This is a genomic window from Micromonospora aridisoli (assembly GCF_056150025.1).
Genome location: NZ_JAXCFK010000002.1, coordinates 534,844 through 548,713, shown reverse-complemented (window position 1 = coordinate 548,713; position 13,870 = coordinate 534,844). Strand labels below are relative to the sequence as shown.

The window sequence follows — 13,870 nt, the reverse complement described above, 5'->3', positions numbered from 1 at the left end:
TCGCGGCCCCGGCGGGCGGGAGGCGGTAGGTGCCGTGGGCGGCCCGGCAGCGGAAGACGCGGTCGGGGAGGCCGGTGGTCCCGACGGGCGGGCCGCGACCGACGCGGTCGCTGATTCGGGCACCCGCACCGGCAGGTGTACGCCGGCCGGACGACGCACCGTGCAGGCCGACCCGACCGGCGGGTCGAACCGGGCCAGCGGGTTGCTGCCCGCCGGGGCGCTTCCCCGGCCGACGGTATTCGGCACGACGCGCCGCGCAGTCTGCGCCGGCGGCTCGTTCTGCCGAGCCGACGGTGCCCCCACCTGCGCGTCGTTGAAACCGGACGCGGTGGAGGCGCCGGTCACCGCCGGCCATCCGACACCGGTCGGTCGCAGGCTCTGCGGCCCCTCGCCGTCACGCTGACCGCCCGCCTCGCGAAGGGCGACAACCCAGGTGACCAGTGGATCGTCGGCCACCTTCCGGCTGGCTGCGGCCCACCTCGGCACCAACCGACCACGAAGCCGGTATGCCAGCACTGTCACCAGCACCGACAGCGCCCACCACCACCCGCCACTCATGACGGCACCGCCGATCCGGGCCACGGCTCGCACAGGATCGGCGGTACCGGCACGTCTCGGCCCCGGATCAGCGTGCCGAGCGCCCGGCCCGCCAGGCCGAGCCCTCGGCCACGGATCCACGCGGGGACGGCGGTGACGAGCCGGTCCGGCCCCTCCGGCAGCAGCAGACAGATCGACTCCAGCACGCGGCCCTGGGGCGTACGGCGGATCTGGAACACCACCTGGAGGGCGGCCGCCACCTGGGCGTGCAACGCTGGACGCGGCAGCCCGCCGAGCAGACCGAGCGCCTCCAGCCGGGCCGGTACGTCCGTCGGGGTGTTGGCGTGCAGCGTCCCCGCACCCCCCTCGTGCCCGGTGTTGAGGGCGGCGAGGAGGTCGACCACCTCTGCGCCCCGGCACTCGCCGACCACCAGCCGGTCCGGCCGCATCCGCAGCGCCTGCCGGACGAGTTCGCTGAGGCCGACGGCACCCGATCCCTCCACGTTGGCCGTACGGGTCTGCAGGCCCACCACGTGCGGATGCACCGGCCGCAGTTCGGCGGCATCCTCGACCAGCACGATCCGCTCGGTGGTCGGCACCAGCCCGAGCAACGTGTTCAACAGGGTCGTCTTGCCGGAGCCGGTGCCACCGATCACGAGGTAGGCGAGGCGGGCCGCCACCACGGCGGCGAGCACCGGCGCCACCGGCCGGGCCACCGCACCCTGGGTCACCAGTTCGTCCAGGGTGAACGGTCGCTGCCGGAAGGTACGCAGCGACAGGTAGGGCCCGTCGGTCGCCACCGGCGGCAGCACCGCGTGCAGACGCGTCCCGTCGGCCAGCCTGGCGTCGACGCACGGCGAACCGTCGTCCAGCCGACGACCGGCCCCGGCCGCGAGCCGCTGCGCGAGTCGACGTACGTCGTCCGGGGTGCCCACGGGCACTGGGACCTGGTACAGCCCCTGCCCACGGTCGACCCAGACGCGAGCCCCGTTGACCAGCACGTCCGTAACCTCGGAGTCGGCCAGCAACGCGGCGAGAGGGCCGGCACCCACCAGGTCGTCGCGTACCTGGTCGGCGATCCGCAGCAGAGCGTTGTCACCGAGTACGGCGGCGTCGGGTTCGGCGCGTACGGCGGAGACGATCGCAGCCGGGGTGACCGGCGACGTGGTGGCGGCGATCCGCTGCCGTACCCGGGCAGCGAGGTTCTCCCCGGTCATGCCGCACCCGCCGCCGGCCGGCCGGTGAGCTCGGTGACGATCCGCTGGCAGAGCTCAGCCAGCGGCCCGCGTCCACCGGCCGCCGGGGCCTCGCCCCGCTCAAGCCCCCGGCACAACCCGGGCTCGGGCCGCAGGCAACCCGCCAGCGGCAGGCCGAGCGCCCTGGCAACCTCGGTGGCACGCAGTCTGCCTGGGGCGGGACCTCGGACTATCACGGACAGGTCGGAACAGTGCGGGGCCGCCGCGGTGACCACCCGGGCCGCGGCGGCGGTCGCCCGCAACTCGGCGGGTACCACCACGTACGCCCGGTCGACCGACTGAAGAGCCGTCACCGCCGCATCGTCGAGTTGACGGGGCAGGTCCACCACCACGAAGTCCCGGCTTCGCCGGGCGGCGTCCAGAGTGGCGGCCACCGCCTCGGCCGGCACGGCGATCAGCTCGCCACGGTCCCAGGAGAGCACCACCAGATCGCCCCGGCTGGGTAACGCCCGCACCAGGGCAGGTGCGTCGACCCGCCCGTCGGCCCCGGTCAGGGCCGGCCAACGCAGCCCTTCCATCTGCTCCCAACCGAGCACCAGATCTAGGCCACCGCCGAGCGGGTCGGCATCGAGCAGCAGGGTGCGCAGCTGTGCCCGGGCGGCGGTGACGGCGAGGCCACCGGCGAGGATGCTTGCGCCGGCTCCGCCCCGACCCCCGACCAGGGCGACCAACCGGGCCTGGGCCGCGGCCGATCCCTCGCCTCCGCAGTCAGCGAACCGGTCCACCAGCCAGGGCTCGGCGGCCGGCAGCACGGCGACGTGTTCGGCGCCGAGCAGGTCGGCCACCTGCCAACCGGACTCGACGTCGTCGGACCGCCCCACCAGGACCAGTCGGGGCCGCCGGGGCAGACGTGCCCGTAGACAGGGTTGGGCCTGGTCGCTGCCGACGAGGACAAGCGGGGCCGGTCGCCAGCGGGTGCGGGCGGCGGCCGGATCGGCCGCGACCTCGACCTCGACGCCACCCGCGGCAGCAAGCCGGAGCAGGTCGTCGAGCAGGTCGCCGTCCGAGGTCACGACCAGCGGCAGACGCTGGTGCGGCGGGACGGACGTACGAGGTGGCATCGCGGCCTCCAACCAGTCGGCGCGGGTTCACTGCGTCGAACCCTGCCGCCGCGGCCGCCCCGAACGCCGCCCCGACCGGCTGGCCTGTGGACAACGAACCGCTCTGTGGACAAACCCCACGACCGTCGTTGATCTGTTATGCGGACGGGCCACACATCGCGCCCATCTCGACCCGCACCAGCCATGGCGGGACGTGACGCGCACCACGCATAATCGACGTCCTGTGCCGTCGGCGGAACGGCGTTCCTCGCCGGATCGAGGTCATGAAGCAGTCGCCAGATGATGAACATGCCCGTGTCGAGCCGAGGCTGCGGGTCGGTCCGTGGCTGTTCGACCCACGTTCCCGTGCCAGGCAGCTCGCGCTGCCGGCACGCCCGGTTCCACCCGCGCTGCCACCGGCGCCGAGCGCCGACGACGGCCGGCCGGTGACACCGCTCCCGCCCGTGCAGGAGCCCGCAATCGCCTCCGCACCGGCCCACCACGCCCCCGGCCGGACGTCGCACCGGTTGATGCTGGCCGGCCTCGCCGCCGCCGTGCTCGGCCTCATGCTCACCGTGCTCTGGCCGTCGACCGAGCCACCCACGGTCGCGGCCCCGGACGTACCCTCGGACTGGATACCTCCGCCTCCCGCCGCACCCGGGTCCAACTGGGACGGAGTCGCGTCCGCCGGACCGCTCCCGCCGTCCGCCCCGGCCGCTTCGTCGTCCGTCGGCGGAGTGTCGTCCTCCCGCCCGCAACTCAGCCGCCGCGCGACGCCGTCACCGTCGCCGTCGGCCTCCCACGCCAGCACTCCGGGCCTGCCGGCCACGCCGAGCACTCGACCCAGCCCCTCGCCGAGCCGGTCGGCAGATCCACCGCCCACCACCCGCCCACCCGAGCCGGAGTACCTGACCCCCCTGCCCGCCTGGCGGGAGGACGGGCTGCGCTCGGTCAACGGCGGCGCCGAGACCAACATCGAGTTCGTCAACCTTCGATCACGTTCGGTGATCATCTACTGGCTGGACCACCGCGGGCACCGCAGGCAGTACGCCGTACTCCGGCCGTCCGAGTCGTACCGGCAGCACACGTACGTCGGCCACCCCTGGGTGGTGACTGATCGCCGAGGTCGGGCCCTGGTCTGCTTCGAACCGATCAGCAGACCCGCCCGAGCGGTGATCCGCTAACCAGAGCGCACCCAGAAGCCTCCGAGCGGCGAAGAGAAGGTGATGCGTGCGATGGCCGGACAGCTCTCCGAAAGCCAGCGAAGGTACAACCCCTTGGCGATCGTGGCCTGCTGCATGGGTCTGGCTCCGCTGCTGTACGTCAGCGCGGGCCTCGCTGAGCTGACAGACCTGCCGATCGGAGCTCTACTCCCTGCGCTCCTGCTGGGCGGATGCGCGGTTGCCGTAGGCGTCGTGGACTGAGGCAGATCAAGTCGACTGGGCAACGCGGTCGCGGTCTGGCGATCGCCGGGTGCCTGGCTGGCGACCGTATTTGCCGTCCCGGCTTTTCTCCTCGTCCATCTGTTGGTGGTGAGCTGGGCGGCTGCCACCTGCGCCCCGGGCGACCCCTGGTGTTGAGGCGGCCCGGCCGATTTGGAGGACCACACCACCCGTGTGCTGACGGCCTTCGACGGCTCTGCTGCCGCTGACCGAGGAAACGCCACAGGATGAGGCCGGGCACCGGCAGGATCGGGAACGGCCTGAGCATCGGAACAACCCCGCCCAAAGGGACGACCCCCGTCGGGGGGATGCGGTCTCAAGCTGTCAGCCCGTGCCAACTGGTGGCGGTCCGCGTCGGCGAGCAGGTGCCGGACGTCGTCGGTTCGTGTTCGGGGCGGACCGATACCGACGCTTACGCTGCCTTCTGGCTGCCTCGCTGCTTGACGTCTCGCTTACGAGACCTGTGCGGATCGTCCGGCGTCGTCTGTCCGCGTTCGCTACCTCGGGCGACCTTCCGCACGCTTCCGCCGAAGGGCGCCTTCGTCCATGCCGGCTGCTGTCAGCGTTGCTGTCGGGCACCTGCCACCGAGTGCGCGGAGCCAGAGGTCGGAGGTCATCGCCGCACAACCCGCATATGCCTCAACTTCCTGCCGGGCTGGATCAACGTTGTCTGCCCGACCTGGATCCAGCCCTGCATGTACATGCCGCCAGCGTGATGCTCACCGAGGCAGGAGCATTCGCAGTCGTCTCCTTCAGCATCTCGGCACCGGCGGTCGCACTTCTGTGTGGTGGAGTACTCAAGGAGGATGTCCACCTCGCCGAACCGATCAGCTAGTGCATCCACGAGAGGCAGAAGATGGTTCCGGGCGACCTCCCACTGCCGCGTCTCACGGTTGTACTCGGGTCGGATCCGGGAGCCGAGGACCTCGTGGATCCACGCTCGGTTGGACCCTCCCTCGTACGGCAACCAGCATGTGATGCGGTTCGCGCCGACCGCACGGTAGACCCTAGGGGGTGGCATGAGGCCAGCCTCTCAAGCCCGTCGACGGTTGGCTACTTGTCGAGTGTGCCGCAGGGCGCAAACGGTTCCCAACCTGGAGCAAACGTCGGTGGCTTGCCGCAGCCTGTCGTCCCGGCCTTAGCGAGCGCCAACCCGTAGCTCAGACCCCCTCGCCCTGCATCACATGGCCGAGCGTAAGGTGGACTACTTTGGCGCGCCGTCTTTGAATCTAGTCCAAGCTGCTCTAGGATCTTGTTGTGGCAGCTACTTCTCCCCTCCTTCCTCCGGACGAGCTGACCAACGTCGGTGACGATATAGTCCACCTGGCTCGTCTGGCTCTCAGTGGACGTGAGCAGGACATACAGACGTACGTGCAACGCCTCGCGCGCCGCTACGGTCGGCTTAAGCCGGAACTTGGCCAGCGCCTGATCGGGTTGCTGCGCGAAGCGCCACGGCGCGATGCTCCACTCCGCTCGGCATCCGGCGCTCCAGCTCCCGTTGACCTCGACAGCAGGCTGCCCTTGGTGAGACACGACGTAGCCAGCCTTGAGATCCAACCCATCTTCGGCGCGAGCGTTCATGACCGGTTGATTGCCATACGAGACGAACGACAGCATCTGGCTCGCTTGACCCGGGCAGGCCTCGCGCCAAGCCGAACAGGCCTTTTTGTGGGCCCCCCAGGCGTAGGTAAGACGCTCGCGGCTCGCTGGCTTGCATCGGAACTAGCCCTACCGCTACTGGTGCTTGACCTTTCGGCGGTTATGAGCAGCCTCCTTGGTCGCACTGGAGTAAATGTTCGCCGCGTCCTTGACTACGCGAAAGCCGCTCCGTGTGTCCTTCTTTTGGATGAACTCGACGCTGTAGCAAAAAGGCGAGATGACGCAACCGAAATCGGGGAGCTTAAGCGCTTAGTCACTGTCCTGCTTCAAGAAATCGACGACTGGCCAGAGACATCATTGCTACTTGCCGCCACGAATCACCCAGACCTTCTAGATCCGGCAGTTTGGCGACGGTTCGACAACGTCGTTAATTTCACGCTTCCAGACCATGCCTCGATTATGCTGTCTCTCGCGCAGCTTCTCTCTAGCGAGCCGATAGATGTCGAGCTTCTTACGGGACTTGCGCAGACACTCGAAGGGTTCTCATTCAGCGACGTTGAACGGTTGATTCTTAACGTAAAGCGTAGAGCCGTCATTTCGGACACTACCGTTACAGAACAGCTAGAGATCGCCCTGGCAAGCCGACTTCGAGATCTTCCGACACAGAAGCGTATTGACGTTGCCGTTGGCCTCGTGTTGGATAGAGGCCTATCTCAGCGGAGAGCGCACGATCTTACCGGGGTGAGTCGCGACACCATCAGGAAGCGGATCAGAAGTCACTCAGAATAAGGGGGCAGAGTGCCAGAGGAGCCTCGATTCCTACTGGGGCATGGGGAGAGACTCGCTGGTCCCGTTGCTCGACCACCACGGGGCGGGGCAGCGGAACTCCCATACACGCTCGCGGAGGCACTAGACAGGCTTGCACCGGAGATCGACCGGACTGCTACTGAGCTCTCAAACCTGCCCAGGATCGCGTGTCCGGGAAACCAAGCTGTCGGCATCATCACGATGCACCCAAGCTTTACCGCCAAATCGTATTTCCCTAGAAGCCTTCTTGGGAGCTTCGGCCTTCGCGCCGTCGGCAGCAGGCCTGTCACTGTGGTCCCCTCGGTCTCCAAGTCTGAGGGGAACGAGCGTATGCCCACCAACGAGTTATATGTTGCGGGACAGAGAGACGACTTCGAGGAATGGGCGCGGCTTGTCCGCAGCATAAATCCGGACGAACCCGCAGCGGTCGAAATTAGACGCATAGAAGTTGTACGAAGTCCGGACCAAGATGACCGTATACGTGTTGGGAGCCTTAAGCAAGGTCGCGAGCGGGTGTACGAGGCTGTTCTCCATGGGTTTGGCCTTCAGTCTCCGCGATATGTAGCTGAGGCGTTTGAGGAATACGCCCTAGCGATTGGCGCCGAAGCAGACCTAGCACGGGTGCTTTACGCAGGCGGACTCTGCTATCTACCGATCACGGCTACCCCGCAAGCGCTTTCAAGATTAGCCCAGTTCTCCTTCTTGCGAGTCGTACGTCCCATTCCTCGCCTTCGCGTCGTTCACCCGATCGAGCGGTCGGTCCGGTCGGTAGCCGGTGCGCCTTGTCCTCCTCCGGAGGAAGATCCCGTTGACCCGGAGCTGGTGGCGGCAGTCCTCGACGGCGGGTTGGCGAAAGACAGCGTTCTGTCAAGGTGGTCTTCGGGCATCGAGAGTCCAGATCTCCTACAGGCCGAACCGGATTACGTCCAGCACGGCACCCAAGTAACCTCTGCCACGCTTTTCGGCTCTCTCGTGCCCGGCGAACCTGCGCCTCGCCCTTTTGGGATGGTACACAACCATAGGGTGCTGGACCGCGAGAGCGGCGTTATCGATGTAGAGCTGTATGACGTTCTCCAGCGCATAAACGCGATTCTTGCGCGAGGCAAGTACGAGTTCGTTAATCTAAGCCTCGGCCCCTCTGGACCGATTGAAGACGACGAGGTGCACACCTGGACTGCTGTTCTGGATGAGCACCTTGCCTCTGGCAACGTACTTGCCACGGTCGCAGTGGGGAACGACGGCGAACTGGATCATGCTTCTGGCAACGCCCGAATCCAGGTACCTAGCGATGCTGTTAATGCTCTGAGCGTTGGAGCGGCTGACAGCAGTCGGGCAGGTTGGGCAAGAGCAAGCTATAGCTGCGTTGGACCTGGCCGCCGGCCTGGAATCGTGAAGCCAGATGTCATGGCATTCGGGGGCTGTGCGCAAGAGCCCTTCTTCACCTACCTCAGCGACGCTCCTGACCCTGCGCCGACACTCGGCACTAGCTTCGCGAGCCCTGCCGCGCTCCGGCTCGCTATGGGTGTTAGAGCCCACTTCGGCCGGCAACTCGGTGCACTGGCGCTCAAGACGCTCCTGATTCACACAGCCGAGAGACATGATGACGGTCCAGCACAAACCGGTTGGGGCCGCTGTGGCGACGATGTCTCTTCGCTAGTCGTCTGTCCCGAAGGCTCCGTTCGAGTCGTGTATCAGGGCTCTCTGGTGCCATCGCAGGTACTGCGGGTTCCCATACCTCTTCCGGCAGAGCAACTGCGCGGTGATACATTCGTTACGGCAACGATCTGCTATGCCACTAAGACTGACCCGCAAGATCCAGGAAGCTATACGCGCGCAGGACTTGACGTCACCTTTCGCCCGCACGCTCAGCGTTTCGGTCGTAATGGGACAGTGCCCAAATCGGCCCCCTTTTTCAAGCGCGAAGATTACACCTCGGAGAACGAACTGCGCTCGCGAGGGCACAAGTGGGAAACGGTTCTTCATAGGAGTCAGAGATTCCGAGGTACGTCACTCTTCCAGCCCTCGTTCGATATACACTACGTGCCGCGCGAGGGTGGCGGAGTCGCCGCCAGTCCGGACCCAGTCCGATATGCGATCGTGGTCACCGTTACCAATAGGAATGACCCCCAGATTTACGATCAGGTGCTTAGGGAGTACGGCACCGTCCTGGAGCCACTCCAACCTGTAGTCGAGATTCCGGTTCAGATTCCGTAGGCGCGCCCAAGCCATCCCGTCTGCCGTCGACCCGCCCATTCGGGGAGCGGGCCTCCGCCCGGCCCGCCATGTCAAGCGGACCTTGACACAGGTTCGGACGCTGGCGGGTCGGGCGGTGGTCTGCTCGGCTTGCCCGGGTCGATGGCAGGCGGGGTGGCCTACCGCAACCACCGACGGACCGTAACCCGCCGACAGACCCGGGCCATCCTGGAGCCGGAGCGCCCCCGCCGGAGGCGCAGTAACCGCAACCCCGCGACCGCCGCCAGCTCGCCGACGCGGCCGGCGTCCGTTGTCCTGCGCCGCGCGGGCTCGTGGCCGCGCGGCCCGGCCGGCTGCCGGCCCACCACAACCCGGTCAACGCTGCTGTCGTCATGCGGCGGCCACCGGGCTACCCGCTCTCCGCGCCAGCCGCCGGGCGTGTTGCGTGGCCGGAGTCGGAGCGCCAGCGGAGCGACGGACGCGCGCCCAGGCGGCGGCGCGTGCGGCCCGTTCAGGGCCGCCTTGAAGACGTACAGAAAGTTTGAACCACATTGCCGGCAGGCGGCCGGTCAGTGCGCGTAGACCGCCGTTGCGTCGTCGCTGCCCTTGTTGCGGGGCCACTTGGTGCCGGTTGGGTCGGCTGCCTCGATCGCTCGGACCCGACGGATCAGCTCGGTCGGGCCGTGCTGGTCCAGGACGTCGAGCACTCCTTGCCAGTCGAGGAGGTCGAACATCGTGACCAGTCGTGCGGCACCGTCGGTCAGTACCGCTAGCCGTCGGACTGCGGTCAGCGGGACGTGTCCGGTGAGGGCGTGCGTGACGACGGTGGGGTCAGCCGCGGCGACCCAGAATCCTCCGGGTTGGTTCCTCAGCGCCAGCTCGGCGTGCTTCATCCGCAACAGGGCGGCCTGCTTCTGCGCGGAGCCGAACGGGTACCGGTTGGCCTCAGCGCGTTCCGTCCGGGCGGTCGTGTCGACGCGGTCGTCGTTGATGACCTCGATGCCGTCGGTGGTCTCCACGATTACCGTCGTGTCACCGAGCACGAGGTACTGCAATGAGTCTTCGGTGAGCCGGATCAGCGCGGTGGTTGCTGACGGAGTGCCGGGGTGGTGCAGGTCGCACTCAGGATGCATCCGTGCAGTAATCCCGATGGCATCGGTCAGGACGTCACCGAGCTTCCTGCCCTCGTCGACGGCAAGGCCGGTGATGGTGGATCCAAGCTTGGCGGCGTACCACGCAACGCCGTGGACGCAGCCGGTGTCCGTCATGAGCACCACCGCCCGCCCGGCTCCGGTCGTCCGGCTCGTCCCTCGTAGCGGGACGACCGTCGTCGAGCCGGTCACCTACACCGTGCGCGAGGTCGCCAAGCTGCTGGGCATCTCGCTTGGCAGCACGTACGCCCTCGTCCGCGACGGCACCATCCCGGCGACCCGCCTGGGTGGCCGCTGGTTGATTCCCCGCACCCGCTTCCATGCCTGGCTTGACGGCGTCGCCGAGCAACCCGCCGCCACCGGCACCGAGCACCATCGGGGGCGCTGATGGGCTTCGTGCGTAAGACCCCGGCCGGCACCTTCCGTGCCTGCTGGCGCGATCCTGCCGGTCAGCAGAAGTCGAAGAGTTTCCGTACGAAGCGGGAGGCCAACGCCTACCTGGTGGAGGTCGAAGGCAGCCTCAATCGGGGCACCTACGTCAACCCGCACGCCGGGCGTACCCGCTTCGGTGACTTTGCTCAGCAGTGGCTCGCTACCCGCTCAGTCGAGGCACGCACCACGGAGCGGACCGTGTCGCTGCTGCGGGCGCATGTCCTACCCAAGTGGGGTGACTGGCCACTCGGGAAAGTCGACTTCATGTCGGTGCAGGAGTGGATAACCGGGCTCGGTCGCGACCTCGCTCCCGCCACCGTGGCCAAGTGCTACCAGCTGCTCTCGATGATCCTCCGCACCGCCGTGCAGGCGCGGCTGATCGCGGTCAACCCGGCAGAGGGTGTGAAGCTGCCTCGGGACCGGTCCCGCGACGTCAAGCCGGTCACGATCAGCCGGGAAGACTTCTTCGGCAAGCTGCTGCCGGCCGTGCCGCCTCGCCACCGGGCAATCGTCTGCGCTGCCGCCGGAGCCGGGCTCCGCTGGGGCGAGTGCGCCGGGCTCACCTGGTCGTCGGTCGACCTCGACCGGGCATCGCTGCGCGTCGTCCAGGTCGCCGAGGAGACCCACGGCGGAATCGTGCTGCGCCCGTACCCGAAGAGTCGCGCCGGAGTGCGGACCGTGCCGCTGCCCGGATTCCTCGTCGACGCGCTACGTCGGCTGCACGCCGCCGCCGACAACCCGGACCCGCGCACGCTCGTCTTCCGCGACCGGGTCGGTCGGCCGCTGCGCCGGTCGAACTTCCGCCGCCGGGTCTGGCTGCCCTCGCTGGTCCGCGCCGGCCTGCTCGGCCAGGTCGTCAACGCCGGCCCGCACCGGTACCGGGCGCTCTGGCCCGACCGGGAAGGCATCGAGTGGTCGGCGGAGTTCACCACCGAGCGCGAAGCGGTCGCCTGTGTCGCAGCCAAGGCAGTCGGCGGGATGCGGTTCCACGACCTGCGGCACGCATACGCCACCTGGCTGGTCACCGACGGCGTGCCGATCAACCTGGTGCAGCGGGTGATGGGCCACGAGCAGGCATCCACCACGCTCAACCGCTACACCCACACCCCGGACGACTACGCCGCCCGCGTCCTAGCTGCCTTCGACGGCTCTGCTGCCTATCTGCTGCCTCTGACCCCGGAAACGCCGCAGGATGAGGCCACCGACGGGAGCGGGGATGACCTGTGACCTGCGGTGGAGCGCCTACCGGGGAAAGGGACGACCCCCGTCGGGGGGAGACGGGGGTCGTCGGAGGTTCGGCTCCGGGGGGGTCGAGCCGAACCCGCTCAGCGGTCACGGGGGGTGCAACCGCCGAGGGTCTGCCGGTTGTACGAGATATGAATGCTCGTGCTGTGAACAAGTCTGCCTGAGCGGACCTGTGTACGTCGAGTGGTGTAGCCTCCACTCCCTGCGAAATCCTGTTCGCAGAGTGTGACCGCAGTCACTGTTCGCAGGCGCGTGGGGGGCGGCCCGCAGGTCCGAGCGCTGTTCAGGCCCCGGGCACCCGCCGACGATAGACCATCGGGCTACACTTTCGCGCCGTGGGCCGAAGTGCCGCTTTCTTTGATCTGGACAAGACCGTCATCGCCAAGTCGAGCGCGCTGGCGTTCGGCAGGCCGTTCTACCGGGACGGCCTGATCACTCGGCGTGACGTCGTCAAGTCGGCGTACGCGCAGCTGATGTTCCGGCTGGGCGGCACCGACGAGCAGACCATGGCCCGAACCCGCGACTATCTGGCCACTCTCTGCAAGGGGTGGCAGGTGGAGCAGGTCCGCCAGATCGTCGCGGAGACGCTGCACGAGCTGATCAACCCTTACGTGTACGCGGAGGCCGCCGCCCTGATCGAGGAGCACCAGGCCGCCGGTCGGGATGTGGTGCTGGTCTCCGCCTCGGGCGAGGAGATGGTGCGTCCCATCGGCGCGCTGCTCGGGGTCACCGACGTGATCGCCACCCGGATGGGCGTGGTCGACGGCCGGTACAGCGGTGAGGTGGAGTTCTACGCCGCCGGTCCCAGCAAGGTCGAGGCGGTCAGCGAACTCGCCGCCGTCCGGGGCTACGACCTGGCCGACTCGTACGCCTACTCCGACTCGTACAGCGACCGTCCCCTGCTGGAGTGTGTGGGTCATCCGACCGTGGTCAACCCGGACCGGCAGCTACGCCGGTTGGCGGTCGAGAACGCCTGGCCGGTGTTGGAGTTCCGGCATCCGGTGCCGCTGGGCCGGCGGCTGCGGGAGCGGCCAGCCGTCCCGGTCGCCGCGGCCGCGCTCGGCGTGGGTGTCGGGGTCGCGATCGGCATCGCCTGGTACGGCCGGCACCGCCGCACCCGCGCCAGCGCCTCGCCGGCCTGATCCCGGCCGCACCCCGGCCGCCGGAGGTGTGGCCCCTTCCGCCGGCACCGCCATCGCGGGCCGGTCCGGCTCCGATCAGGTGGTCAGCACCTCGTCGCCGATCGCGGTGAGCTGGTCGGCGCCGATCTCGATGGCGGACATGTAGTGACGGAGCCAGGATCGCAGCCCGTCGGGCGTGCCGGTGGCGAAGGCGCCGGCCGCGCCGACGTACTCCGGCTCACGCTCGCGGTGCCCGACGTCGACGGCGAGCAGGCCGCGCGGGTCGAACCCGGTGGAGAGCAGCACCAGGCGGGCGGCGCCCCGGGCCACCACGCCGGAGGGGCCGGCGAACGGACGCAGGTTGAGCAGTTCACCGTGTACGACGGCGGCCAGCACCAGCGGAGTGACCCGGGTGCCACCGGCCACCAGTCCGGCCAGCCCGTCGAGACGGGCGGCGACCACCGGGTCGTCGATCGGGCGACCCAGCTCGGCCTCGGCGACCACCTCGCGGGCGGCGAGCACGTGCAGCTTCGCCAGCACCTGCCGGGGCGCCTTCGGCCAGAGTTCGCTGAGCCCGGGCAGGGCCCCGGCCACGCGTAGCGCGCCCTGGAGCACCGGTTCGGTGACGGTGCCGGCGCGGACCGCCTCCCGCTCGTGGTGGCGGCCCTCCAGCGCGGCGCTGGCCACCGCGGAGCGCAGACTCACCTCGGCGGCGACCTGCCCGCCGTGGCGGCGTAGCGCACGGTGCCCGAGCGCCTGGTCGAATCGGGTACGGGCGCGCTCGACGGCGTCGGCGACGTCGGCGAGTTCGAGTAGCGGCGCGAGCGGGTCGGCGGTCACCCCGTCACGCTAGCGACCGGGCCGGCTGGACCGGGCGGGAGTGGCCGGCAACGCGACCCGCACCACCGGAAGGCGGCGCGCACCACCGGAAGGCGGCGCGCACCACCGGAAGGCGGCGCGCACCACCGGTAGGCGACGCGCACCACCGACCTGCGCAGTGTTAACAGGGGGCCCTTCCTTGCACCTCGGCGCGTGGGAGGGGCCGTT

The 13,870-nt window shown here is 68.7% G+C and carries 10 protein-coding genes; 6 read left to right on the top strand and 4 right to left on the bottom strand.

What is annotated here, in order from left to right:
• Nucleotides 1-554 precede the first annotated feature (554 nt).
• Together SM447_RS06040 and ssd are read right to left on the bottom strand one after the other, a co-directional pair.
• Nucleotides 555-1,754, bottom strand: a complete 1,200-nt coding sequence (locus SM447_RS06040; RefSeq protein ID WP_474571708.1) for a TadA family conjugal transfer-associated ATPase — start codon at nt 1,752-1,754, stop codon at nt 555-557.
• Nucleotides 1,751-2,806 (bottom strand): septum site-determining protein Ssd, encoded by a 1,056-nt coding sequence (gene ssd, locus SM447_RS06035; RefSeq protein WP_474571901.1) that lies wholly within the window; start codon nt 2,804-2,806, stop codon nt 1,751-1,753. The genes SM447_RS06040 and ssd overlap by 4 nt, the downstream gene beginning before the upstream one ends.
• 491 nt (nt 2,807-3,297) lie before the next feature.
• Between ssd and SM447_RS06030 the strand changes: the two genes are divergently transcribed.
• The 3 genes from SM447_RS06030 (at nt 3,298) to SM447_RS06020 (ending at nt 8,895) form a co-directional block, all read left to right on the top strand.
• Nucleotides 3,298-4,017 (top strand): VHL beta domain-containing protein, encoded by a 720-nt coding sequence (locus SM447_RS06030; RefSeq protein ID WP_474571707.1) that lies wholly within the window; start codon nt 3,298-3,300, stop codon nt 4,015-4,017.
• 1,515 nt (nt 4,018-5,532) lie between these two features.
• A complete protein-coding gene (locus SM447_RS06025) occupies nt 5,533-6,663 on the top strand; it encodes an AAA family ATPase (RefSeq protein ID WP_080643644.1) in 1,131 nt (376 codons plus the stop codon).
• 9 nt (nt 6,664-6,672) lie between these two features.
• On the top strand, nt 6,673-8,895 hold the full coding sequence (locus SM447_RS06020) for a S8 family peptidase (protein ID WP_474571706.1): 2,223 nt from the start codon (nt 6,673-6,675) through the stop codon (nt 8,893-8,895).
• Between the two features lie 548 nt (nt 8,896-9,443).
• Here the strand turns inward: SM447_RS06020 and SM447_RS06015 are convergent.
• Nucleotides 9,444-10,142, bottom strand: a complete 699-nt coding sequence (locus SM447_RS06015; RefSeq protein ID WP_474571705.1) for a hypothetical protein — start codon at nt 10,140-10,142, stop codon at nt 9,444-9,446.
• On the opposite strand from SM447_RS06015, the gene SM447_RS06010 reads away from it, so the two are divergent.
• The 3 genes from SM447_RS06010 to SM447_RS06000 all read left to right on the top strand — a co-directional run bounded on the left by SM447_RS06010 (nt 10,141) and on the right by SM447_RS06000 (nt 12,844).
• Nucleotides 10,141-10,413 (top strand): helix-turn-helix domain-containing protein, encoded by a 273-nt coding sequence (locus SM447_RS06010; protein WP_474571704.1) that lies wholly within the window; start codon nt 10,141-10,143, stop codon nt 10,411-10,413. The two genes, SM447_RS06015 and SM447_RS06010, sit on opposite strands and share 2 nt — an antisense overlap.
• Nucleotides 10,413-11,684, top strand: a complete 1,272-nt coding sequence (locus tag SM447_RS06005) for a tyrosine-type recombinase/integrase (RefSeq protein ID WP_474571703.1) — start codon at nt 10,413-10,415, stop codon at nt 11,682-11,684. Before SM447_RS06010 ends, SM447_RS06005 begins: the two co-directional genes overlap by 1 nt.
• A gap of 353 nt (nt 11,685-12,037) precedes the next feature.
• Entirely contained in the window at nt 12,038-12,844 is an 807-nt protein-coding gene (locus SM447_RS06000) for an HAD family hydrolase (RefSeq protein ID WP_474571702.1), read from the top strand.
• Between the two features lie 75 nt (nt 12,845-12,919).
• Here the strand turns inward: SM447_RS06000 and SM447_RS05995 are convergent, their stop codons facing one another.
• Nucleotides 12,920-13,663: a Fic family protein gene (locus SM447_RS05995; RefSeq protein ID WP_474571701.1), complete on the bottom strand. Its 744-nt coding sequence runs from the start codon at nt 13,661-13,663 to the stop codon at nt 12,920-12,922.
• Between the last annotated feature and the right edge of the window lie 207 nt (nt 13,664-13,870).

Excerpts from the sequence above, each read along its gene's own strand:
- SM447_RS06040 (WP_474571708.1), bottom strand. The coding sequence starts at position 1,754 with ATGACCGGGGAGAACCTCGCTGCCCGGGTACGGCAGCGGATCGCCGCC.
- SM447_RS06010 (WP_474571704.1), top strand. The coding sequence starts at position 10,141 with ATGAGCACCACCGCCCGCCCGGCTCCGGTCGTCCGGCTCGTCCCTCGT.
- SM447_RS06015 (WP_474571705.1), bottom strand. The coding sequence starts at position 10,142 with ATGACGGACACCGGCTGCGTCCACGGCGTTGCGTGGTACGCCGCCAAG.
- SM447_RS06005 (WP_474571703.1), top strand. The coding sequence starts at position 10,413 with ATGGGCTTCGTGCGTAAGACCCCGGCCGGCACCTTCCGTGCCTGCTGG.